Annotated in this window: 19 protein-coding genes and 1 riboswitch; of the genes, 9 read left to right on the forward strand and 10 right to left on the reverse strand. The window is 33.1% G+C overall.

Features of this window, described 5'->3' with window-relative positions; translation table 11 throughout:
- Positions 1 to 19 precede the first annotated feature (19 nt).
- From A0O34_RS18205 to A0O34_RS18220, 4 genes are all read left to right on the forward strand, one after another.
- Positions 20 to 346: a hypothetical protein gene (locus A0O34_RS18205; protein WP_066757868.1), complete on the forward strand. Its 327-nt coding sequence runs from the start codon at positions 20 to 22 to the stop codon at positions 344 to 346.
- Positions 347 to 480: 134 nt separating this feature from the next.
- Positions 481 to 1,884, forward strand: a complete 1,404-nt coding sequence (lpdA, locus tag A0O34_RS18210; RefSeq protein WP_066757870.1) for a dihydrolipoyl dehydrogenase — start codon at positions 481 to 483, stop codon at positions 1,882 to 1,884.
- Positions 1,885 to 1,987: 103 nt separating this feature from the next.
- Entirely contained in the window at positions 1,988 to 2,851 is an 864-nt protein-coding gene (locus A0O34_RS18215; RefSeq protein ID WP_066759820.1) for a DUF4476 domain-containing protein, read from the forward strand.
- A gap of 191 nt (positions 2,852 to 3,042) precedes the next feature.
- Positions 3,043 to 3,867: a CvfB family protein gene (locus A0O34_RS18220; RefSeq protein ID WP_066757873.1), complete on the forward strand. Its 825-nt coding sequence runs from the start codon at positions 3,043 to 3,045 to the stop codon at positions 3,865 to 3,867.
- A 36-nt stretch (positions 3,868 to 3,903) separates the two neighbouring features.
- Here the strand turns inward: A0O34_RS18220 and A0O34_RS18225 are convergent, their stop codons facing one another.
- On the reverse strand, positions 3,904 to 4,953 hold the full coding sequence (locus tag A0O34_RS18225) for a tetratricopeptide repeat protein (RefSeq protein WP_157886061.1): 1,050 nt from the start codon (positions 4,951 to 4,953) through the stop codon (positions 3,904 to 3,906).
- Positions 4,954 to 5,031: 78 nt separating this feature from the next.
- Positions 5,032 to 8,946, reverse strand: a complete 3,915-nt coding sequence (locus A0O34_RS18230; RefSeq protein ID WP_066757882.1) for a DUF7948 domain-containing protein — start codon at positions 8,944 to 8,946, stop codon at positions 5,032 to 5,034.
- A gap of 182 nt (positions 8,947 to 9,128) precedes the next feature.
- Between A0O34_RS18230 and A0O34_RS18235 the strand changes: the two genes are divergently transcribed.
- The 4 genes from A0O34_RS18235 (at position 9,129) to A0O34_RS18250 (ending at position 15,424) form a co-directional block, all read left to right on the forward strand.
- Positions 9,129 to 9,722 (forward strand): TetR/AcrR family transcriptional regulator, encoded by a 594-nt coding sequence (locus A0O34_RS18235; protein ID WP_066757885.1) that lies wholly within the window; start codon positions 9,129 to 9,131, stop codon positions 9,720 to 9,722.
- A gap of 85 nt (positions 9,723 to 9,807) precedes the next feature.
- Positions 9,808 to 11,160, forward strand: a complete 1,353-nt coding sequence (locus A0O34_RS18240) for a TolC family protein (RefSeq protein ID WP_066757888.1) — start codon at positions 9,808 to 9,810, stop codon at positions 11,158 to 11,160.
- Between the two features lie 9 nt (positions 11,161 to 11,169).
- On the forward strand, positions 11,170 to 12,231 hold the full coding sequence (locus A0O34_RS18245) for an efflux RND transporter periplasmic adaptor subunit (RefSeq protein ID WP_066757891.1): 1,062 nt from the start codon (positions 11,170 to 11,172) through the stop codon (positions 12,229 to 12,231).
- 4 nt (positions 12,232 to 12,235) lie between these two features.
- Positions 12,236 to 15,424: an efflux RND transporter permease subunit gene (locus tag A0O34_RS18250; RefSeq protein WP_066757903.1), complete on the forward strand. Its 3,189-nt coding sequence runs from the start codon at positions 12,236 to 12,238 to the stop codon at positions 15,422 to 15,424.
- A gap of 431 nt (positions 15,425 to 15,855) precedes the next feature.
- Here the strand turns inward: A0O34_RS18250 and A0O34_RS18255 are convergent, their stop codons facing one another.
- The 4 genes from A0O34_RS18255 to metE all read right to left on the reverse strand — a co-directional run bounded on the left by A0O34_RS18255 (position 15,856) and on the right by metE (position 20,192).
- Positions 15,856 to 16,302, reverse strand: a complete 447-nt coding sequence (locus A0O34_RS18255) for a KTSC domain-containing protein (RefSeq protein ID WP_066757909.1) — start codon at positions 16,300 to 16,302, stop codon at positions 15,856 to 15,858.
- A 104-nt stretch (positions 16,303 to 16,406) separates the two neighbouring features.
- Positions 16,407 to 16,739, reverse strand: coding sequence for a hypothetical protein (locus A0O34_RS18260; RefSeq protein WP_066757910.1), 333 nt, complete (start codon positions 16,737 to 16,739; stop codon positions 16,407 to 16,409).
- Positions 16,736 to 17,761: a DUF4365 and DUF1817 domain-containing protein gene (locus tag A0O34_RS18265; RefSeq protein WP_066757913.1), complete on the reverse strand. Its 1,026-nt coding sequence runs from the start codon at positions 17,759 to 17,761 to the stop codon at positions 16,736 to 16,738. The genes A0O34_RS18260 and A0O34_RS18265 overlap by 4 nt, the downstream gene beginning before the upstream one ends.
- Before the next feature lie 115 nt (positions 17,762 to 17,876).
- The gene (metE, locus tag A0O34_RS18270) at positions 17,877 to 20,192 is read right to left on the reverse strand and encodes a 5-methyltetrahydropteroyltriglutamate--homocysteine S-methyltransferase (protein WP_066757914.1); all 2,316 of its coding nucleotides are present in this window, start codon (positions 20,190 to 20,192) and stop codon (positions 17,877 to 17,879) included.
- Between the two features lie 416 nt (positions 20,193 to 20,608).
- A riboswitch (cobalamin riboswitch) is annotated at positions 20,609 to 20,793 on the reverse strand.
- 154 nt (positions 20,794 to 20,947) lie between these two features.
- On the opposite strand from metE, the gene A0O34_RS18275 reads away from it, so the two are divergent.
- Positions 20,948 to 21,409 (forward strand): Lrp/AsnC family transcriptional regulator, encoded by a 462-nt coding sequence (locus tag A0O34_RS18275; protein WP_066757916.1) that lies wholly within the window; start codon positions 20,948 to 20,950, stop codon positions 21,407 to 21,409.
- A gap of 6 nt (positions 21,410 to 21,415) precedes the next feature.
- Here A0O34_RS18275 and A0O34_RS18280 read toward each other — a convergent pair whose 3' ends face one another.
- The 4 genes from A0O34_RS18280 to A0O34_RS18295 all read right to left on the reverse strand — a co-directional run bounded on the left by A0O34_RS18280 (position 21,416) and on the right by A0O34_RS18295 (position 23,732).
- Positions 21,416 to 21,838 carry a hypothetical protein gene (locus A0O34_RS18280; RefSeq protein WP_066757918.1) on the reverse strand — a complete coding sequence of 141 codons (423 nt, stop codon included), beginning with the start codon at positions 21,836 to 21,838 and terminating at the stop codon, positions 21,416 to 21,418.
- A gap of 32 nt (positions 21,839 to 21,870) precedes the next feature.
- Entirely contained in the window at positions 21,871 to 22,401 is a 531-nt protein-coding gene (locus A0O34_RS18285; protein WP_066757921.1) for a Crp/Fnr family transcriptional regulator, read from the reverse strand.
- Between the two features lie 81 nt (positions 22,402 to 22,482).
- On the reverse strand, positions 22,483 to 22,866 hold the full coding sequence (locus A0O34_RS18290; protein WP_066757924.1) for a VOC family protein: 384 nt from the start codon (positions 22,864 to 22,866) through the stop codon (positions 22,483 to 22,485).
- A gap of 101 nt (positions 22,867 to 22,967) precedes the next feature.
- Entirely contained in the window at positions 22,968 to 23,732 is a 765-nt protein-coding gene (locus A0O34_RS18295; RefSeq protein WP_066757925.1) for a hypothetical protein, read from the reverse strand.
- Positions 23,733 to 24,203: the final 471 nt, after the last annotated feature.

Below are 24,203 nucleotides of genomic sequence, written 5' to 3' on the forward strand. Positions count from 1 at the left end.
TGAAATTTTAAAAAAAACCATGAATGACGAATTAAAAAAAGAAATACACAGTAAGTATAAAAAATACGTCACTGAAAATTATAATGAAAAATATATTTATCGATTAATACTTCAGGAAGGTTATAATAAACAGGATGTAGATGAAGTAATGAAGGAAATACATGCTGAAAAACAGAAAGTATTAAAACAAAAAAATAAGTATCGTACTATTATTAGCATCATACTATATATAGTGGGTACTATTGTCTTTTTTTCAGGGATAGTATTAATGACTTTAGCGGGACCTAGATTTGGAATTGCTGTAATTGTTCTTGCAGTAATTATATGGATAAGGGCAAATAGATAATAACTTTTTTATATATTTTTTCAAACCTTAAATTCAATATATAAATTTGACAAATCTCACTTTCTCACGTGGTAATTAATCAGTAAATTTGTAAGAATAAAGAAATTTAATAATAAACAAATTCATAAAATAACATGAGTCAATTCGATGTTACCGTAATCGGTTCTGGTCCTGGTGGTTATGTTGCTGCAATTCGTGCTGCACAATTAGGTTTCACAACAGCAATTATTGAAAAATACCCAACTTTAGGCGGAACTTGTCTTAACGTGGGATGTATTCCGTCAAAAGCGCTTCTAGACAGCTCTGAACATTTCGAAAATGCAAAACATAATTTCGCAGGTCACGGAATCATTATCAATGAGCCTCAGGCAGACATTGCAAGAATGATCGAGCGTAAAAACGAAGTTATCAAGCAAAATACAGACGGAATCAGCTATCTAATGAACAAAAACAAAATCACTGTTTTTGAAGGTGTTGGAAGTTTCGAATCTGCTACTCAGATCAAAGTAACGAAAAACGACGGTTCTACGGAAACGATCGATTTTAAATATACAATCATTGCAACAGGTTCTAAACCAACTTCTTTACCTTTCATCACGTTAGATAAAGAAAGAGTAATTACTTCTACAGAAGCTTTAAATCTTAAGGAAATTCCTAAGCATTTAGTAGTAATTGGTGGTGGAGTTATCGGTCTAGAATTAGGTTCTGTTTACCTAAGATTAGGTGCTCAGGTAACTGTTGTTGAGTTTATGGACAAGATCATTCCTACAATGGACGGAGCTTTAAGTAAAGAATTAACGAAAGTTCTTAAGAAACAAGGAATGAAATTTATGCTTTCTACGGCTGTTTCTGCAGTGGAAAGAAATGGAGATACTGTAAAAATCACAGCTAAAGATAAAAAAGGAGAAGAAGTAACTGTTGAAGGAGATTACTGTCTAGTTTCTGTAGGTAGAAAACCTTTCACAGACGGTCTTGGACTTGAAAAAGCAGGTGTTGAGCTTGACGAAAGAGGAAGAGTGAAAACTAACGACAACTTACAGACTAACGTTGCAAACATCTATGCGATCGGGGACGTTATCAAAGGGGCAATGTTGGCTCACAAAGCTGAAGAAGAAGGAGTTTTTGTTGCTGAAACATTGGCTGGACAAAAACCTCACGTTAACTATAACTTAATTCCTGGTGTTGTTTACACTTGGCCTGAAGTTGCCGGAGTTGGTAAAACTGAAGAGCAGTTGAAGGAAGAAGGTGTAGCTTACAAAGTTGGATCTTTCCCAATGAGAGCTTTAGGAAGAAGCCGTGCAAGTGGTGATGTTGATGGTTTGGTTAAAATCCTTGCAGACGAAAAAACTGACGAAGTTTTAGGAATGCACATCGTAGGAGCTAGAGCTGCCGACTTGATCGCTGAAGGGGTAATTGCAATGGAATTCCGTGCAAGTGCAGAAGATATCGCAAGAAGTTCTCACGCTCACCCGACGTATGCAGAGGCTATCAAGGAAGCTGCATTGGATGCGACAGGTAAGAGACCTATTCATATGTAATTATAATTGATTAATTTTTAATCATTTAAATATAAAAGAGAAATCATTTTTGGTTTCTCTTTTTTTTGGCATAAAAATGGAAATTGACCTAATAAATTTAGTTATGAAAAATATTTTTATTGGTTTGATGCTTTTTGCAGGAATTTATTCATTTGCACAGGAAGCAGGAAAGGCAGGGGAACTTTTAAGAAATGAAGCTTCCACGACAGAAATGCAGTCAACAAAGACTAGAGGTTTCGATAATAGAAATAATAACTCAAATAATTCAGGTTTTAGAAATCCGAATAATCAAAATAACAATAACAAAGGAAGAAATCCGAATTATCAATGGAATCAAAATTATGGGTATTCAGAAGTTTTTCTAAGAATTCCTGAAATGGGATATTTTACGGTTGAACTTGGTGATCAGACGATTTCAAACAATTCCGGAAAGTATCGTTTTTTCGATTTACAGTCGGGTAGAGTTCCAATTTCGATTTATGATAATGGATTTTTAATTTACCGAACAACTTTACAGCTTCGAAATAATAACAGATTAGTGCTTGATTTCTTCACTAATAATGGGTTGTATTTGTTAGATTCATATCCGGTTCAAAGTCAGTCTTACGGCTTCAATGACTGGAATGATGTTTGGAATGATCTGTACGGAAATAATCAATCAGGAAATTGGAATAATTCAGGAAATGTGATGGATAATACCTTCCGACAGTTTTTTGCAATGTTTCAAAGAGAGCGATTTGATGATGGGAAAATTGCCTTGGTCAACCAACAGATGCGTAGTTCACAATTTACTTCTGAACAAATCAGAGATCTGGTGAAGTCAATAAGTTTTGATAAAAATAAACTTATGCTTGCAAAATCTATGTACAGTAAATGTGTAGATAAGAATAAATATTTTCTGGTAAGCGATGCATTTGACTACGAAAGCAGTAAGCGTGAGCTGAGGGAGTTTATAGCAAAATCATAAAATAAAAATGAAGAGAAGTTAATTTACTTCTCTTTTTTGGTTAGCAGGATATTTTCAATCATTATTAAAAAATGAGACTATTTTAATTATAATGATAGTTTTTTTGAAGCTTCAACCCTAAAACTCTCAAACACACTCACCCAAAAACTAGCAATTATTTTCCGTACCTTTGTCGCTTAATTTTATCATTAATGCAATTAGGGAAAACTCAAACTTTAAAAATTTCAGAAAAAACAAGTTCTGGATTAATATTAACGGACGAATCTGGTGAAAAAGCTTTTTTACCTAAAATTTTTGTTCATGAAGAAAAAGAAATCGATGAAGAAATTGAAGTTTTCGTATATCAGGATGATAATAAATTAAAAGCAACTACGGAAACTCCATTAGCAGAAGTAGGAGAGTTTGCAGTGATGGGCTGTGTACAGAGTCTTCCAAGTGGTGCGTTTATGGATTGGGGAATCATTAAAGATCTTTTCATTCCTTACAAACAACAGAAGTCTAAAATTCTTGAAGGAAAAAGATATCTGGTTTATCTGTATGTTGATGAAAGGCTAGATTTGATCACAGGAACTACAACATTCAAAAGAAATCCTCAGTATGAAGATCTGCCTTTCCAAAAAGGAGATAAAGTGGATCTGATTTTAATGAATGAAAGTGAATTGGGCTGGAATGTTGTGATTAACAAACAATATATTGGACTTATTTACACTTCCGACGTTTTCAAAAAATTATATCCACTATCTGAGGAAAAAGGTTACATCAAAGCAATCCGTGAAGACGGGAAAATTGATGTTTCTCTACAGCCGGAAGGTTTTGAAAACATTGACGAGTTCAAACAAAAGATTTTGGATAAATTAAATGACAATTACGGATTACTTTATCTTTCTGATAAATCTACTCCGGAAGAGATTCAGGATGCGCTTCAAATGAGTAAAAAGAACTTTAAAAAAGCCCTTGGCGGATTATATAAAGATAAGATCGTTGAGATTTTAGATGATAAGATCAAATTAGTATAAAATAAAAAGGAGCAGAATTTTCTGCTCCTTTTTTATTTATTTTTTACATTTAGAATTATATTCTTGTTCGGCTGCTATTTGTCCATATTGAACGAACTCCGACCATTTTGTACAAGCTTCTTCTTTTTTTCCTAAGGCAAAATATATGGATGCATAGTTGTAGTGAGCATCGAGGTTATATTTATTTTCTTCAGCAGATTTTTTAAAATTTTCAATTGCACAAGTATAGTTTTTGTGTTCAAAACAGTTTAACCCAAGTTTGAAAAAATGTTGTGAATTTTCAATATCATTACTATTTAAAGGTGTTCTAATATCATCATATTTTTGGGTATTGTATGCTGCTATTATGTGATTAAAAGTATTATTTGAAATATTGTATTGATGGCCAATTACTATAAAGGGCATTTTAATAAATTTATAATTTTTAACATCACTTAAATCCCAATGATTATAAGAAGTATTAAAGGAAGAAATAACCTTTTCTCTATTCTGAGGGGAAAGTTTTTCAGTATGTGTAAAATTGACTTTTATATCCTTATTTTGAATATCAAATAATAAATAGCCTTTAGCTTTAAATACTGGATCATAAGTATTTACTGGAGTATTTTTAAAAATGTCAATATTAGGTATTGGTGTTAATGCGATAGTTGTTGAAAGAGTGTCCTTATTTATATTGTTTGCTTTATCTAATTTCTGTAAAGCATCATATTTTTTTAAGTAGTATCTTATATTGGTATTGTCACTTTTTTCAGAAAAGAAATCGATAAATACTAGTTCGTTTTCAGATAATTTTTCAATTAATTTATATCTATTTTCATTAATTATAATTTTATTATTATCAACTTTGAATTTAATCGGAAATATGGAATTTTTCCTATTTGAATATTCTTTAGAAAAAAAAGAGTTTTTATCGAAAACAAATATTTCAGATGGGTTTTTTACAATTTCTTGAGAAAAATATTTACTTCCATCTTTCATTTCTTTTTTATAAATAATCCATTCTCCGTTAAGAAGGGTCATATCGATTTGAGAAAATAGGAAAGGTGATGATATTATTACAAATAGTAATGAAAGAAATTTTTGCATATTTATTAATTGCTACAAAAATATAAAAAGATAGTTGTAAAACAAAAGGAGCAGAAAATTCTGCTCCTTTTGTTATGTTTAATCTCTGTTTTTAATGAGTAACCAACCTGTGTAAACTCTTCCGTCAGAAACTTTTATGGTATACCAATAATTTCCTGTAGGTAATGGAGTTCCGTTTAATTTTCCGTCCCATTCAAGAGGTTTTTTAGAGATGATTTCTTTGAAAACAGGAAGACCTCTTCGATCGTAAAGATTGATTTCAGTTCCAGGGTAATTTTCTAGTCCAACAATCTTCCATTTATCGTTTCTTCCGTCTCCGTTTGGAGTAATCGCATTCGGAATATTAAAAATCGAAAAATTCTTTTCACCAATAATACATCCGCCCTTGGTTCTTACATATACTTTATATTCTCCAATAGTAAGATTATTAAATACATTGGAATCCTGCCAGATAAAATTATCCAACGAATATTCATAATTTCCGGTTGCAGAAAGAATAACCGTTGCGGTGCTGTTATTGATGTTTACAGAAACAATTTCAGCAAGAATAGAATATTTTACCTCAATCGTATCTATGTCTTCACATCCAAAATTGTTCGTCACTTTTACAGAATAAATTCCCGGAGTTGAAACTGTTATTGTTTGAGTCGTTGCACCGGTATTCCATAAATAAGATGCAAAACCGCTTCCAGCATCTAGTGTTACTGTTTTACCGTTACAGAATTCAATACTTTCTGGAAGTTTAATTTGAGGTTTAGGATTAAGAGTTATATTTAATCTTATAATAATAAAGCAACCGTCTGCTGTAGCAACTTTCACATGAATAATTGTTGTGCCGATATTTAAAACATAACCAGATGGATTGGTAATAATATTTCCAGTATTATCTGTGTAAGTGAAAATATAGTTATTGGGATTAGTAATGATGTCGCCTTCATAAGAATGAAGATTTACGGTCATCGTATTTGCTGTTGTTGAATTACATAATGTATCCGTAAAATCATGTGCAGGAACATTATTGGTTGAAAGTGTAACTGCAATAGCTAATTTTTCAGATTCACATCCATTTAAGGTCTGAGTAACAAAATAAGTTTGCCCATGAACAAGTGAAGTTGTTATGGGTAAAATACTTCCGGCAATATTGTAGAATACTAAAGAAGTTCCGCTTACCACCAAATTTGCTAAAGTAGGATTTGCCGAAGCACAAAAATCCTGAACAGCATTTCCTGTCGGTTTTGGAGTATTATTTACCGTAACCTGAATAGCAATTTTGTTACTTTCACAACCGTTTATAGTTTGTGAAGCGTAATAAGTCTGTCCGTTTACAAGTGGAGTAGTTAAAGGTAAAATTGTATTAGCTCCATCATACCATTTAATATTTTGACCTGTAATTTGGATGTCTGAAATTTTGGGTTGATTGGTAGCACAAAATATTTGAGCTAAATTACTTGTCGGAAGTGCAGGAGAAGTTACAATCACATTTTGGTTTTGCGTTGCAGTATTTCCGTTTCCATCATTATAAGTCCAGTGAATAACATAAGTTCCTGGAATTGTATAAGAAAGAGGATCTGTAGTGGTTGCAGTAATTGTTCCCGCACAATTATCATTTGCAGTCGGGAAATTTGAGACTAAAGTGTGACAATCTCCTGTAATATCTGCAAGAGTTGCAATATTTGGAACTGGCGCAATGTTGTCACCAACTACAACATTTACTGTAAAGCTTCCGTCGCAAGCTCCGGATCCTGAAATTTGACAAGTATAAATTCCGGCATTTGCAACTGTAGCATTTGGAATTGTAGGGTTTTGAAGATTTGATGTAAATCCGTTGGGACCCGACCAATTGTAGGTTGTTCCACCTGTAGCGTTGAATTGAAGTGTTGAATTGTTGCAGACAGGAGAGTTGGAGGTTACCATTCCGGATGATGTACAATCCTGAAATTTAGCAATGAACATATCATTTCCTCCTCCTGCTGATTGTTGAAAAGTTCCAGGAGTTGCAATACCGGAGGAGTTTCCGCTGGACATTCCTGTTAGATAAATAGAACCTTCACTATCTTTTGTAACTTCACCTTGTTGTGTTGCGCCATTTCCGGTATAATAAGTTCCCCATTCTTTTACATCATTTTGATTGTATTTAATTAAAAAGGTAGAACCATACATTGGGGGAACCCCCATATAAGCTCCGGGAGTTGAAATATCTGCTTGTCCAAAATTTTGTAAATAAAGTCCCGTAAAGAAAACATTTCCTAATGTGTCTGGATATGCTAATAATTGAGGTTCACCACTAAAAGTAAAATAACTCTTTGAAATGCTATTTGTGGCTAAATTTACCCTCCATATTCCAGGTTGTCCCGAAGGATAAGCTGTTGTTGAATATCTTCCCGGAAGAATCAGAATATCATTTACGATTCTGCCTTTTAATACAAATTCATATCCGGCATTTCCGAAATAACTTGATCTTAAAATATTGTTACCGGATTTTGAAAGCTTTACATAAATTCCGTCTGATCCTCCACCTTTTACAGGCTGAAAAGCATTTACCATAGGGATATTTGATGATTGAGTTGCTCCGATTATTTCGAGATTATCAACCGAAGACATGATTTGAAAAATGGAAGTTGAGCCGTCGCTTCTTCCAAAATATGTTGCCCAATCTATATTTCCTGTTGTTGTATTTATAGAAGCTAAAATCCCGTCAGTATATCCTGAGGGTGTAGATTTTGTTGGTTGCATTGCATTTACAGTAGGGAAATCCGAACTCAAAGCATCTCCGGCAATATATATTTGGTTTTGATTGTAAGAAACAGCATAAAGCTTATCTTGTCTGCTTGAAACAAACTCTTTTTGAAAAACCAAGCTTCCATTAGCATTAAATTTTACTAAAACAATATTTTCGTTATACGTTGCTCTTTGTACAATTCCTCCTGCGTAAATATTGAAATTTTCATCAAAGTCAACATCCATAAAATAATCAGTCATTCCGAAACCGTAGTAAGTTCCCCAAAGTTTTTGCCCGTTTTTGGTTACTTTCATAAGAAAAGCATCAGTACCTCCGGCTAAATTCTGTTGATAAGTACCGGAAGTTGCAAAATTAGTATAGCTGCTGGTTGATCCATGAACATAAACAGTGTTTTGACTATCAGTTTTAATCCTTCCATAATCTTCACCTGTTCCACCTACATAACTTCCCCAAACTCTTGTAGGAACAGGATCAATTACAATAGTTTTATTTGAAGCATCAACTGGCGAATTAAACCCAAAAGTCTGATCCCCAAGATCTTTAAATGAAACATTAATATTTTCTCTTTTTAACCCTTCTATCCAGCTATTAGGAATATTTTCATGAATTTCTCCAAAACGAACTTTCATGGCAAGCTTACCGTCTTTTATTGAAGTAAGAGCACCATTAAATTTCATTCTAATATCTGAAACTTTACCACCCGGATTGATTACGAAATTATATTCAATCGGTTTTAAAGTATCATTAGGTTTAAAAAATATTAAATCAATGTTCGGATAAATGTCTTTGTATGAAATTTTTTGATAACGATGAACATTAGTAACTCCTTTAGGTTTGTTAGGAATATTATAATAGTTATCATAATCAGAAGATTTTCCGTTTGCTATAATTTTTGAGTTTTTATTTGAATTAATAAGTTCAATATCAACTCTGTGAAAAAGATTTTCATAAGTATATTCTTCAATATTAAAATCTGTTTTGTTAAACGCAAGATTTTCTCTGTTTTTATTAAAATTTGGATTTGCTGTCTTTTTAGTCTCGTAAACATCATAAGAAAACCCATTAGAACGCAGTTGTACATTCAATCCGGCAGAGTGGAAAAGGTACTTTACATCGGCATTTTCTTTTCCGCCCTGATCAACGATCTGTCCTTTATTTTCGTAGAAAAAATATTCATTATTTTTTAAAGATTTGTTCTGGGAAAATAAAAGCACACAGCTAAAGAGTGTGAAAAGAAATAAAATTTTTCGCATCAGTTATTAATTTTCGGCAAAGATATAAAAACAGCCTGCTTATCAAAGGTTAAGTATAATTAATCTCTAACTGGATGTATAAAACATGATGCAAATCATAACAATTTTCATTAATTATTTTGTTTAACAATTTTGTCAAAACAGATGAATGGTTTATATTTGCACAAAATTGTTTAACAAAAATGTCAAAACAAGAAAAAAAAGATCAAACACAGGAATTAATAAAGGAGACCGCAAAGAATTTATTCTTTGTGAAAGGGAAATTTAACGCTACTACACAAGAAATTGCTGATGAAGCGGGAGTCAACAGAACGCTGATTAATTATTATTTTCGTTCAAGAGACAAATTGATTCAGATAATTTTTGACGAAGCGCATAGAGTAGAAAAGGAAAAATCTGAGATCATTATGACTTCTGACCTTCCTTTTAAAGCTAAAATAGCTGAGTTCATTGAAGGAAGTTTATCTACAAGTCTTCAGTATCCTTATCTTGAAACTTACATTGTTTCACAGATCAATAAAGGGAGTTGCCATGCAAGAGATGTAGAAGAAGAGGATTTGAAAAAACTTTATGAAGACATTGAAATAGAAATGGAATTGGGAAATATCGAAAAAATGGCTCCCGTTCAGTTTCTTTTGAATATGATTTCACTTTTGGTATTTCCGAGTGCGGCTCGTCCATTATTTTTAGAGAATCTCATGATCAATGATACTGAATTTGACAAAATTATTTCAGAAAGAAAAGACATTATTTTAAATATGTTATTTAAAAACTAAATATGTTAAAGTATTTTAAGAAATGATTCGTCACTTATAGATAAAGAGAATAATATACATTAAAAAATAAACGAAGTATAAAATTATGAAAAGAAAACATATAACTGCAAATAAGCTAAAAATTGGGATAGCTGCTGCATTTATGATTTTCGGCTTTTCATCCGTGTCTGCACAACAGCAGGTTTCTTTACAGGAAGCTATTAAACAGGCACTTCAAAATAAAGCAGAAGCCAAAAAAGCTGCTTTACAGATCAAAAAAGCTGAATATAAAATAGACGAAGCCAGAGCCGGAGCTTTGCCACAGATAAGTGCTACAGCGGGTTTAACTTATAATCCGATCATCCAGGAATCTTTACTTGAATTTGGTGGAGAAAGAATCAGAGCTCAACTGGGACAACCTTGGAGCTCTACAGCTTCTGTACAGGTTCAGCAGGCTATTTTTGACCAGAGAGTTTTCACAGGTCTTAAAGCTGCAAAATCAACAAGAGAATTTTACGTTTTGAATGCTCAGTTGACGAACGAACAGATCATCGAAAATGTTGCAACAGCTTATTATCAGGTTTTTGTGCAGGAAGAAAATTTGAAGACGGTAGAAGCGAGTTATGCAAACACTGAAAGAGTAAGAAATGTTATTAAAAGCTTAGTTGATAACGGTTTAGCAAAAGGGATCGATTTAGATCGTACAAATGTTCAGTTAACCAATATCGGTTCAAACAAGCAGACATTAATCAACTCTGTGGAACTTTCGAAAAATGCTTTGAAGTTTTATATGGGAGTTCCAATCGGAACTGATATTGAGCTTGAAGAAAAAACGATCGAACCAAAACCGGAATTAATCGCAAGTAATATCAATCTTGACGACCGTACGGAAGTTAAAGTTTTACAAAAAAACAGAGAGCTTCTTGTATACAACAAAAAAGCAACGGAAGCATATTTGTATCCAACAGTAAATTTGGTTGCCAATTACGGTTGGGGCGGCCAGGGAGCAAAATTCCCTCTTACAAACGGTCTTAACAACGGAGTTCTTTGGAGCGATTATTCAGCGATTGGTTTAAATGTAAACATTCCGATTTTCACGGGTGGTGCTACAAAAGCGAAAATCAATCAGGCTGAAATCGATATTCAGGATCTAGATGTGGATATTCAGAATACACAGTTAAGTTTAAGTTTAGATTATAAAAATGCAATCACCAATATGGAAAATGCATTAATTAATATCGAAAGCATGAAAGACAATGTTGGTTTGGCTGAGAGAGTTCAGAAAAACACACAGTCTAACTATCAGTACGGTTTAGCTACACTTACTGAAGTTCTGGATTCTGAAAATGCTTTAACGCAGGCAAAACAGAACTATTCAAATGCTTTGTTAGATTATAAACAAGCTGAGATCAAGCTAATTAAAGCTAAAGGAGAATTAAACACATTACAAAACCCATAATAAACTATAATGAAAAAAACTTTAATATATATCATCGTGGCAGCTGTACTTATTGGTTTAGCAGCATATAAAATTGCCGATAATAAGAAGAAACAAGAAACAGAAGTAAAGGAAGTTGCTAAGCAGGTTGACAAAATCAATGTAAACATTGTAACAGTAGCAAGAGAAAATATAGATACCGATTATACGGCAAACGGAACTTTCCTTCCAAAACAGGAAATGAATCAGTCTTCTGAAATAGCAGGACGTATTGTAAACGTTTTGGTAAAAGAAGGTTCAAGAGTTTCTGCAGGTCAGGTTTTAGCAACAATTAAAAGAGATGCGATCGAAGTTGACATTTCTCAGGCTCAAAACAACTTGCAAAATGCAGTGATCGATAACCAACGTTACGAAAACGCATATAAAACAGGAGGTGTTACAAAACAACAGTTGGATAATTCAAGATTACAATTGAAAAATGCGCAGGTTGCAGTAAGAGCTCAAGGAGTAAGAGTAAATGATACAAGTATCCGTGCAGGAATCAGCGGAACGATCAATAAAAAAATGGTTGAGCCGGGAACTGTGGTTTCTATAGGAACTTCAATGTTCGAAATTGTTAATATTAACAGCTTAAAACTTTCAGTTTTAGTGGATGAAAGCCAGATCGGAAGAATCCAGTTAGGCCAGGAAGTTCCAATTAATGTGAGTGTTTTACCGGAAGATTCTTTCAGTGGTAGAATTACATTTATTGCTCCTAAAAGTGATGCTTCTTTAAATTTCCCTGTTGAAATTGAAGTTCAGAACAGAGGAAACTTAAAAGCGGGTATGTACGCAACCGCTTTGTTTAAAACAAATCACGGTGCCGAAACTCAAAATATGTTAACCGTTCCTGCAGAAGCTTTCGTAAATGGAGTAAGTTCAGGACAGTTATTTATCGTTCAAAACGGAACTGCTAAACTTATCAAAGTAACCATCGGAAAAGTTTACGGAGATAAAGTACAGATTTTAAGCGGTCTTACTGGTGGTGAGCAGGTAATTACCAGCGGACAGATCAACTTAGAAAATGGTTCTAAAATCAATATCGTAAAGTAGACAGATGAAGTTAGCAGAAATATCCATTAAAAGACCATCCTTAGTCATTGTATTGTTTACGATACTTACGCTGGGAGGGATCTTGAGTTACTCCATGATGGGGTACGAATTGATTCCGAAATTTGAAACCAATATGGTTACTATTTCTACGGTTTATCCGGGAGCTTCGCCAAGTGAGGTAGAAACTTCGGTAACCCGAAAAATAGAAGATGCCGTTGGTGCTTTGGAAAACGTAAAAAAAGTAGAATCATCTTCATACGAAAGTCTTTCGGTGATTATGGTTCAACTAAATACAGGAGCTGATGTAAATTATGCCCTGAATGATGCTCAGCGTAAAGTAAATGCTATTCTTTCGGAACTTCCGGATGATGCAGACGCACCTTCACTTAACAAATTCTCATTAGACGATCTTCCGATCATGACAATGAGTATTTCGAGTGATAAACTGAACAATAAAGAGCTTTATGACTTATTAGATAAAAAGATCGAGCCTATTTTCTCCCGTGTAAATGGGGTAGCTCAGGTTGACCTTGTGGGTGGACAGGAGAGAGAAATTCAGGTGAGTATCGATGAGAAAAAACTGCAGGGTTATAACCTTTCAATTGGAGATGTACAGCAGGCAATTCTTTCATCAAACCTTGATTTCCCTACGGGAAGTTTAAAGTCTAGAACGACTAAATCTACCATTAGATTATCAGGAAAATACAAGTCTATTGAAGAGATGAGTAATCTTGTTCTTTCTAACAAAAATGGAGCTCAGATAAGACTTTCTGATGTTGCAACTGTATTTGACTCTCAGGAAGATGTAGAGAAAATCGCAAGATTTAACCAAAATGCAACGATTCTAATGCAGGTGAAGAAACAATCGGATGCCAATGCGGTTTCTGTTTCTGAAAGTATTAAGAAAACAGTGGATGAGGTAATGAAAAATTATGCGGTTCAGGGTGTAAAAGTTAAAATTGTTGATGACAGTACAGACTTTACATTAGAAGCGGCCGATCACGTAATTTTTGACTTAGTTCTTGCGGTAATTTTGGTGGCAATTGTAATGTTGCTATTTCTTCACAATATCAGAAACGCATTTATTGTAATGGTTTCTATACCGGTTTCATTGGTAGCAACTTTTATTGGAATGTACCTAATGGGATACACATTGAATTTAATGAGTTTACTAGGACTTTCATTAGTTGTAGGTATTCTTGTGGATGATGCGATCGTGGTATTGGAGAACGTTTACCGACACATGGAAATGGGTAAAAGCAGAATCCGTGCAGCATACGACGGTGCTTCGGAAATTGGATTTACGGTAACAGCGATCACCTTGGTAATCGTGGTGGTATTCTTACCGATTGCAATGAGTTCAGGATTAGTTTCTGATATCTTGGCGCAGTTCTGTGTGACCGTAGTTATTGCTACATCATTATCATTGCTGGCATCATTTACGATCATTCCTTGGTTGTCTTCAAGATTCGGAAAGCTGGTACATTTAACTGGTAAAAATCCATTTGAGAAATTCATTCTTTGGTTTGAAAGACAATTGGATAAATTTACCCACTGGATCACAGGAATTCTTGAATGGGCATTAAAATCAGGATTAAGAAGAATAATGGTGGTTGTAGTAACTTTCATTATATTAATTGCATCCTTTATGTTGGTGGCTTTCGGTTTCATTGGTGGAGAATTCTTCCCGAAAATGGATCGTGGACAGTTCTTGGTTCAAATTGAATTATCTAAAGATGCAACCGTTGAAAAAACGAATCAGGTTACTTTAGCTGTTGAAAAATATTTAAGAAATGACAAAGATGTAGTTGATTTGATCACTACTGTTGGTCAGCAATCTTCAGGAATGGGTGCTTCACAGGCAACTGTTTATCAGTCTGAGGTTCAGGTTAATTTAATTGATAAATCTGAAAGAGCTCAAAGTACAGATATCATCGCTGCAAAAATGAAGCGTGATCTTGAAGAAAAATTCACAGGAGTTGAGTTTAAAACAGCACCAATCGGATTAATGGGAGCAGATAATGCACCAATCGAAATGGTTGTAACCGCTGCCGATAACGCAACAGCTACAAAAGAAGCAACAAGAATCTTAGAATTATTGAAAAAAGTTCCGGGATCTGTAGATGCTGAATTGTCAACAGATACAGGAAGTCCTGAAGTAAGAGTAAATATCGACAGAGATAAAATGGCTTCTTTAGGTTTAAATCTTTCAAGTGTAGGACAGGCGATGCAAACTGCATTCAACGGAAATACAGACGGAAAATACAGAGCAGGAGAGTATGAATATGACATCAACATCCGTTTTGCAGACAACAACAGAAAATCAATTGATGACGTAAGAAATCTTATGTTTACCAATGCTGATGGTGTGCAAATCAGATTGAGCCAATTTGCAAATGTGGATATGAGTTCAGGGCCGAGTTTGCTTCAACGTAGAGATAAGTCACCTTCTGTAAAGGTACTTTCAAAAGTTGTTGGTCGTCCTGTGGGTGACGTTGCAAACGAATGGTCTGCCATGTTTATGGACAATCCAAAAACAAAACCTGCAGGAGTAAATTACATCTGGAGTGGTGATATGGAAAACCAGACCGAAGGTTTCGGTACGTTAGGAATCGCTTTGATGGCGGCTATTGTATTGGTTTATTTGGTAATGGTTTCGCTGTATGACAGTTTTGTATATCCATTCGTGGTACTATTCTCAATTCCGTTAGCATTGATTGGAGTAATGGTAATCCTTGCACTGACAGGAAATTCATTAAACATCTTTACAATGTTGGGGATGATCATGTTGATTGGTTTGGTGGCGAAGAACGCGATTATGATCGTCGATTTTGCCAATATGAGAAAAGCAGCAGGTGCGAATACACATGACGCTTTGATTCAGGCCAACCACGCACGTCTTCGTCCGATCTTAATGACAACGATTGCGATGATCTTCGGTATGTTACCAATTGCATTGGCAAAAGGAGCAGGAGCGGAGATGAACAACGGATTGGCTTGGGTAATTATCGGTGGTTTAACATCGTCATTATTCCTAACCTTGATTATTGTTCCTGTAGTATATTCATTATTTGATTCACTTCTTAGAAGAATGGGTCAAAATGAAAAAGTAGATTACGAATCTGAAATGGTTGCAGAATACGAACATAAAGAACTAAGTGAAGACGGTTACACCCCGAAACACATAGATTAATATAACAACCTTAATTAACCGAAAAAGCGCATCAGTAATGGTGCGCTTTTTTTGTCATTGCGATAAGCAAAGCGAAGAAGCAATCTCATGGATTAAAATATATATATTGAGGACTTGTGAACTCCTGTAAATACGTTAAAGATATATCCGATGAGGTCATTCAACCTAAAAAATGGGGTTCGTAACCTCAAATTTCATATCTTAAACCTCAAATTTTAGCCTGTTAGACTCATACTTTTATGTCCGTAACCAATCAAGAGACGTAATTAACCTTATCGAACGGTTTTAGAACCTCAAAAGATAAGTATTGAACCTCGCAGGATGATATAATATGTTATTTTTATTCCTGAACTTATACAATTAATCTTTTGGGCAACAAAAAAGCTTCCGAAATAAATCGAAAGCTTTCCTTATTTTTTTATGCTGAAAAATTAATCAGCCATCACTTCACCAGACTTTCTAAAGATAAAATTTCCATAGATGTGTCTTCTTGCGAAACGGCTTGGAGAATCTGCATTCACCATTTTGATATAGGTATTTCTTGGAACACCAATATATTCAAACATTTTCCCATTCAAATGCTGAACTTTCAAAATAGATTTCTCCAAATAAAAATCCTGAATATTAGATTTTGTGATGGTTTCTGTGTATTCTTCTTTATATTTTTCCTGCGTTTCTTCGTTGATGCTTACTAAAAAGTGGTACGCTTCAATGATAGATTTACTTTTTTCTTCAGCTTCCAGTTTGCCAGCTTCATCATTCACAAATTTATCAGGATGCGTATCTTTCATCGTATTCCTGTAAATTGTTTTTAATTCTTTCAACGTAACGGTTTTATCAACCCCAAGAAGCTTTCTGTGCTCACCAACTCTTTTCATACTATATAATCCTTATTTCGGGGTGCAAAATTAAGCTTTTTAATTTTAAAAATCGTAAGTTATTCAGTATTAATTTATTTGGTGGATTTTATTGTAGTCAAAAACTACTTATTATCTCCATGAAAGTATTCATAAGCAAGGCCTTCCAAATCTCCGCCTTCAGAAATTAAGTTATCTTCTTCATCATAAATTTTAAAACTTTCCTGTGAATCTCCAATACTTGCAGAGCCATCCAAACCTAATAAAATGGTATAAAAGCTATCCGTCAAAAGATCAGAAATTATTTCTTTTAATTTTTCACTCTGAACTTCATTTAGATTTAATTCTTCAATTTTTATTGAAACAAGAGTTCTGTATTCTGATTGAGTATCAAAACTTGAGTTAAGAATGTTTTGTTTTTCTTGGTAGAAATTTTTTATGAATTCTTCGGTGGTCATTCTTGATTAAATTTAAATTTAATTCCCAACACAGCAAATGCTATTTCTGAGCTTTTTTTATCATTAATTTCTTGAGAAATATTATTTAATTCACAAAATTCATTTAGCCAGTAAAAAATTTGATCTAAAAATTCAAGTTGCTGCTCTGGATCGACTTCTATAGAACGCAATTCTGGATTATCTTTATTGATATATTTATTTTTAATTGTACAAAGCATTAGCAATTTCAATCCTGTGAGATTAATAATTTTTTCTTCCATATCTAAAAAATATCCCCAATATTTAAAATCGCTTAAGACTTTCTGTGACCAAATTCTAACTTCAGGAATTTCATAAATTTCTCTAACATCATCATTATATCCATCAATAAAAAAAGATAATTTTCCTTCAGATTTTTTTATCATTTCATCATCAATTGTTAATTTGTCTAATAATTCAGTGAACCCAGAAGTATCTTGTTTTAGAATTACAGATTTATCAACATTTAACATAATTTTGCTGCTTTCTTTTAATTTATCATTTATTTCCCATTGATATTCAATTTGAGACATATAATCAACTATATCTCCAGCTATTAATTGAATTTGATTTTTATTATCTCTCGAAAATTTATTTTCTTTAGAAATATTTATTGACCAACCATTTGTTGATCTACTTGTTTTGCTTAGATTAAATTCAGTCCAATACGCATTTTTATTATTTAAATCAACAATTACGAGTAATAAGGGGTGATTATTGTTTAAATAATAATTTAAATGTTTATTTTCTCCTCTATAAGTCCATCCAGAATTTGTTTTACTTTTAAAATAAGAATCTCCTGATTTTATTTGAACCGCTATACTTTTCCCTGTAACACTATTATCTAAGCCAATGATATCAATATAACCATCAATTCCAAAATCATCTTCTAAATGAACTGGTCTGAAAATCCAATTAAATTCGTCTTCTACTATATTTCTTATAATTGAAACACCCTTATCTCCAATTTTTCTTTGTTTATTATATTTAGGAAATCCCTCCATCTGATATATTTTTATTGATAAAAGCTAATTTAATATAAATTTTTGATTAATATAATTTGTAATAAAATAAAACAGGAGCCCCAAAGGGCTCCCGAAAAAACAAATATCAATAATTTTAAAGCGTCTCCAAAGCAAACTCCTTACTCATCTCCCTCGAAGCCTCCACCATTGCAATCAAAGCTTTCTCCGTTTCATCCCAATGACGGGTTTTCAAACCACAATCTGGATTCACCCAAAGTTGCTGTGCAGGAATTACGGCTTGCGCTTTTTTCAGCAATTCTACCATTTCCTCTTTCGACGGAACTCTCGGCGAGTGAATATCGTAAACTCCCGGACCAATCTCATTCGGATATTGGAAATCAGCAAAAGCATTCAGCAACTCCATCTGACTTCTGGAGCATTCAATCGTGATCACATCGGCATCCATATCTGCGATATTTTGGATGATGTCATTGAATTCAGAATAACACATATGCGTATGAATTTGTGTCGCATCTTCCACACCGCTTGCCGATATTCTAAAGGCTTCAACCGCCCATTTCAGGTAATTTTGCCAGTCAGATTTTCTCAATGGAAGTCCTTCACGAATTGCCGGTTCATCAATCTGAATAATTCTGATTCCCGCTTTTTCCAAATCATTTACTTCATCACGAATCGCCAAAGCAATTTGTTTGCAAGTCAATGAACGAGGTTGATCATCACGCACAAAAGACCATTGAAGAATCGTCACAGGTCCTGTCAACATTCCTTTTACCCATTTTTGAGTTAAAGATTGAGCGTATTCCGACCAATAAACGGTCATTGGGTTCGGTCTGTGAACATCTCCAAAAATCACAGGTGGCTTCACACAACGGCTTCCGTAACTTTGAACCCAACCGTTTTGAGTAAATGCAAATCCTGCCAACTGTTCCCCGAAATATTCCACCATATCGTTTCGCTCAAATTCTCCGTGAACCAAGACATCGATCCCGATTTCTTCCTGCCAACGGATGGTTCTCTCGGTTTCCTGTTTCAATAAAGTATCATATTGTTCGGCATTCAGTTTTCCTTTTTTGAATTTTGCTCGCCAAGTTCTTACTTCTTTTGTCTGTGGAAACGAGCCAATTGTTGTCGTTGGAAATAATGGAAGTTGCAATACTTCTTGCTGAGTTTCTTTTCTTACATTGAACGGAGAATTTCTCTGCGCATCTTCTTTAGTTGTTACATCAACACGGTTTTTCACGTCCTGATTGTGGATTAATGTTGAAGTTTTACGGTTTTCAATCGCCTTTTTATTTTCAGCTAAAGCTTGTAAAACATTGTAATCCGGATTTTCTGACGCTAATTTTTTTAAATTAACAATTTCATAGACTTTCTGTTTCGCAAAAGCCAACCATTGTTTGATTTCAGGTGATAAAATATCTTCGTTTTTCTCAGAATTAAGATCAAAAGGAGAGTGTAGCAATGAACAAGACGGTGCAATAAAAACTCTTTCTGAACCAATTTTTTGAATGGCAGTTTTAATGATATTTAATGAGTTTTGGAAGTTGTTTTTCCAGATATTTCTTCCGTCAACGATTCCTAATGAAAGACTTAAAGTGTTTGGAATTATATTTAAAACTTCATCCAATTGTTCGGGAGAACGAACCAAATCAATGTGTAAAACATCGATTGAAAGAGAGGTTGCCAAGGCAAGATTATCTTTTAATCCATCAAAATAAGTTGCAATAATGAATTTCAGATTTGGAAATTGTTTTCTGATTTCAGCATAAATAAACTGATACGTTTCTTTCGCTTTTTCATTTAAATCTAATGCTAAAAACGGCTCATCAAACTGAATATATTTTGCACCATGATTTTCCAGTTCTTTTAAAATTTGAATGTAAACCGGAAGTAAGTTTTGAGCTAAATCTAGTTTGTCAAAACCTTCTTCTTTTTCTTTTGCTAACAATAAATACGTCAATAAACCGATAATGACAGGTTTTGCATTGATTCCTGCTTGTTTTGCGCTGATGAATTCCTGGATGATTTTATTGGAGAATAATTTGAATTCCTGATTTTTCTGAAATTCAGGAACAATGTAGTGGTAATTGGTATCAAACCATTTTGTCATTTTCATAGCGGTAATGTCCAAGCCGTCTTTTTGGAGACCTCTTGCCATTGCAAAATAAAGGTCGAGTTCATATTTTTTGAGAGCAATTTCCTGATAACGTTCAGGAATCGCTCCAACCGTTAACGTCATATCCAAAACCTGATCGTAATATGAAAAGTCGTTGCAGGGAATAAGATCGATTCCAGCTTCCTGCTGTAATTTCCAATTTTGGTGAGTGATGGTTTTTCCAACTTCCAACAATTCGTCTAAAGGGATCTTGCCTGACCAATAGTTTTCACAAGCTTTTTTAAGTTCTCTGTTGCTACCAATACGCGGATAGCCAAGTAAGTGTGTTTGCATTTCTTTTAAACTTTTAAATTAAATTTGATTTTAAAAGTTCTTCAGACACTTCGAAATGCTGCCGAGGAAAAGAATTTATGGAATAGAGTAGATACAGTGAGGACGTAATTTTTTCTTTAAATAAAAGAATTGGCTTAATATTTTTTTTGACGCAAAGTTTTAATTCAATTTTTTATATTATTTAAGCGGACAAAGAAGAATCAATAAATTGATTTTAAGAAGCGGGCGTATAAAACATAAGCTTCATCAGCGACAAAGTCGCAAATCTTTGCTCCCTAAAAATAAGAAGCCATAATAAAAAAATCTTTGCGTTTAAAAAATAAATCAAGTTAAAATTCAATTCAATTTAAAATTCAAAACCAAAATACGTTCAAAAGTATCATCTGTATGACCCAAAAGCTTCAAACCGCGAAAGCATTGTCCATTCGGAACAGGCAGGTCTCCTGACTTGTAACAGCTTTTGTCATCCTTCCCGTTTGCACAGTTGATCTACTTGGACAAAAACCTTTGGTATATTACTTACAGTTGCGCGACAGCTCGTGATTTTCACACGATTCCCTATTAATTTACCTTAAGTAAAACCTTTTCCGTTTGATGAGGTATGTTAAAGAACAAAATAGAGTTCAAAGATATTGGTTAAAGTAAATTGATTGGCTTTAACTGAAATATTAAGCAAAATATTTGGTTTTAATTATTTTTAAAAGTGAATTATACTGTAAATTTGAAAAATAGAATCAAAAAAAGAATATTATTCTGTGGAAAGACTCGACGAAAAGGATTTACAACTATTAAGAATCCTACAAAAGAATGCAAAATTGACCGTAAAAGAGTTGGCGAAAGAAGTCAATCTTTCAGCATCGCCTGTTTTTGAGCGAGTGAAAAGACTCGAACAGGAAGGTTATATTAAACATTATGCAGCCGTTTTGGAAGCTGAAAAGCTGAATCGTGGTTTTACCGTTTTTTGTCAGGTCAAACTGAAAATTCATGACCGTTCTGTAGGAAATGAATTTGTGAAAGATATTCTACAAATTGAAGAAGTTGCTGAATGTTATAATATTTCGGGCGATTTTGATTTTCTCCTAAAAGTTCAGGTTAGAGATATGAAGCATTATCAGGATTTTGTGTTCAATAAATTGGGCTCTGTAGATTCCATCGGAAGTACGCACAGCACTTTTGTGATGGCGGAGGTGAAGAATATTTATGGGGTGAATATTTAGAAAATCTTATATGAATATTGAAAAGTTTGCCCATTCAAGCTTATTTAAAAGGTTATAAATATTTGTAGGACAATTCTCACAAATTGTTTTATATTTTAATTCTTCATCAGATATTAGTGTATCAAAGGTTGTTAATTTTGTATTGCAAACTTTACAATTCCCTTTATCTACTTGATTATTTACATATTCTAATTTTTCTATTTCTTCTATAATTTGGTTTGTAAGATAATAAATAGTTTGTTTACTTTCTTCAAAGTGAAGTTTTGAGAAATTATTTAGCTCCTTACATTCAGATTTCATTTTTGTAAATGTGGTTATCCTTTTTTCGTAAGGTTCAAGAATGTATTGGCTGCATAGTATATTGATTCTCCCAAGATAGCCAGAAGCTTTAAATATTTTTTCTGAATTTGGATTTTTTCTATTTATCATTATTTATTATATAAAAAGGATTTAATTACCAATTATCTCCGACTTCTAATCCTACTCAAAGAAACAGAAGTAATTCCCAAATAAGAAGCAATATAATGCTGTGGAATCCTGCGGATAATCTCGGGAGACTGCTCAAATAATTGGTTGTAACGCTCTTCTGGCGTATCTTTTATTCTGGAAATAAATAATTTTTGATACTTTAAAAGTCTTTGCTGGAGATTGTTATAATAGAAATCTTTAATGTAAGGATTGCGTTCCATTTTTTGTTTGAAATCTTCAAGAGAAGCGCTGTAAACTGTAACAGGTTCTATTGTTTCAATATTATAAAGGCTCGGTAAACTGTAAAAAAGACTTTCCCAGGATGAAATAAAAGCACCTTCAAACATGAACTGAAAAGTAATTTCTTTTCCGTCATTATTGAGCCATCCTCTCGTAACTCCTTTTTCGATATAGTAAAATTTTCGAGCGATTTTCCCTTCTTCAATCAAGAGTTGTTTGGGACCGAATTTTTCCTGTTCAAAATCGCTAAGTATAGTAGATAAAATTTTTTCATCAAGTTGCATTACGTGTTTATTACTAAGTTATGCATACGAAATTAGGCATTTTTTAATCATCTTTTACTTAATGTGCGTATTTAGAATGATTTAACTTAAATAATTGCTGATTTCAATTAAATTTTGATCAGGATCGCGGAAATACACAGATTTTATTTTTCCCAAAGCGCCCGTTCTATCAACAATTCCTTCTATAATTTCTATATTTTTCTGTTTTAATTCTTCTAAAATATCATGAATATCAGTTACCGAAATAAAACAAAGATCTGCAGAACCAGCGGTTGGATGCACGGCTTTAGGTTCAAATTCATGACCTTTTTGATGAAGATTAATCTTTTGATTTCCAAAAGTCAGCGCTTTTCTGTTGTCTCCGAAGGTTACTACCTGAAATCCTAAAATATGAGTGTAGAATTCGATTGTTTTTTCAATATCAGCGACGGTTAATACGATATGGTCGATGTTTTGAATTTGCATGATTTTTTTATTTATCAATCAAATTTCGGAAGAAGTTTTAGATTTCTAAAACGTTTTTTTTCGATGGGATCGATCGGTGAAAGTGATAATGATATTCAGATTTATAATGATTTAAAAGGAATTATTTTTTCTTGAAGTAGTTTACCTTTCAAATTGTCAGCATATTTATGGGCAAATTTCTCTTTTTCTACTTTTGGAAGACTGAAATAAAAATCATCTCTTGCTTCCTTTAATTCATGTTCTTCATCTTCATTTCCTGGTCTTTCAACTACTTCCAAGTAATGAACATAATGTCCAAATTCATGTAATAATGTTCTGTAAAGTTGCGTGTTTCTTGAAGGTGCAGATTTTAATTCAGCAATAAATTCTCTTTTACTTTCACTGAAAATATGCCCGTCCTGTTTGAGTCTTTCAAACTCTTTTTGCTCTTCAACAGTTTGTTTTCTTGTCCAAATTAATTTTTTATTTAAATCAATTGTATCTAAAATAATGGCAGGAAAATATTCATTTTCAAATTCATAACTATAAACCAATCTTCCCCAAACTGAAGAAATGGTTTCTTCTTTTCTTTTAGACTGTCTTAGAATGATGAATTTTAAATCTCCATAATCTTCAAATGGAACGTGTTCAATAATTTTAACCAAATCATTAATAGAGCATGAATGCATTGAATTTTCGCGAGTTTCTTCAACTACAAATAAAAATTCATGATCATTAATGATTCTGATTTCCTTTTGATACTTTTCAATTCTTTCATAAAAGGATAGTAAAGTTCCGTAAGGTGTAGAGATTTTCAGCTTGTTATTTTGCCCAAAACCTTGGTTTTCGGTTCCTATATTTCTGTTTCTTCGGGTTGGATTGAACATTGTATGTTTTTTAATTTGGAAAAAACTATTCAAGATAATTTACGTTTATCAACCCTTTATTAAAGCTTACTCTAATAGTGTCATTATTTTGATATTCAAAAATAGATTTTAAATCATTTTTAGTTCTGTTTTTATTAATGTTTTCTAAATCATTTCTTTCATGAACAGAGTCCTTATTATTTAGCCAAAAAGTTTTGTAGTCTTTATGGCTAATTACATCATAGGTTTTTACAATTCTTGGCCCTTCCGTTTTTGAATTTATGTAAAGTATTGTGTTATCAATAAGGTTATGTAACCCATAATAAAAACCTATTCCATAGATTATTAATATTAAAAAAATTCTCGTAATTTGAATTGTTTTAAGTTTTTTTCTTATGATGAAAATTATTACAGTTGTAATTACAATAAAAATTGAAAGCGTATATTTCCAAGAATAATTTTTAAAATCTTTTAAGTCATCATACAGTTATT

It is taken from the genome of Chryseobacterium glaciei, assembly GCF_001648155.1.
GTDB lineage: Bacteria > Bacteroidota > Bacteroidia > Flavobacteriales > Weeksellaceae > Chryseobacterium > Chryseobacterium glaciei.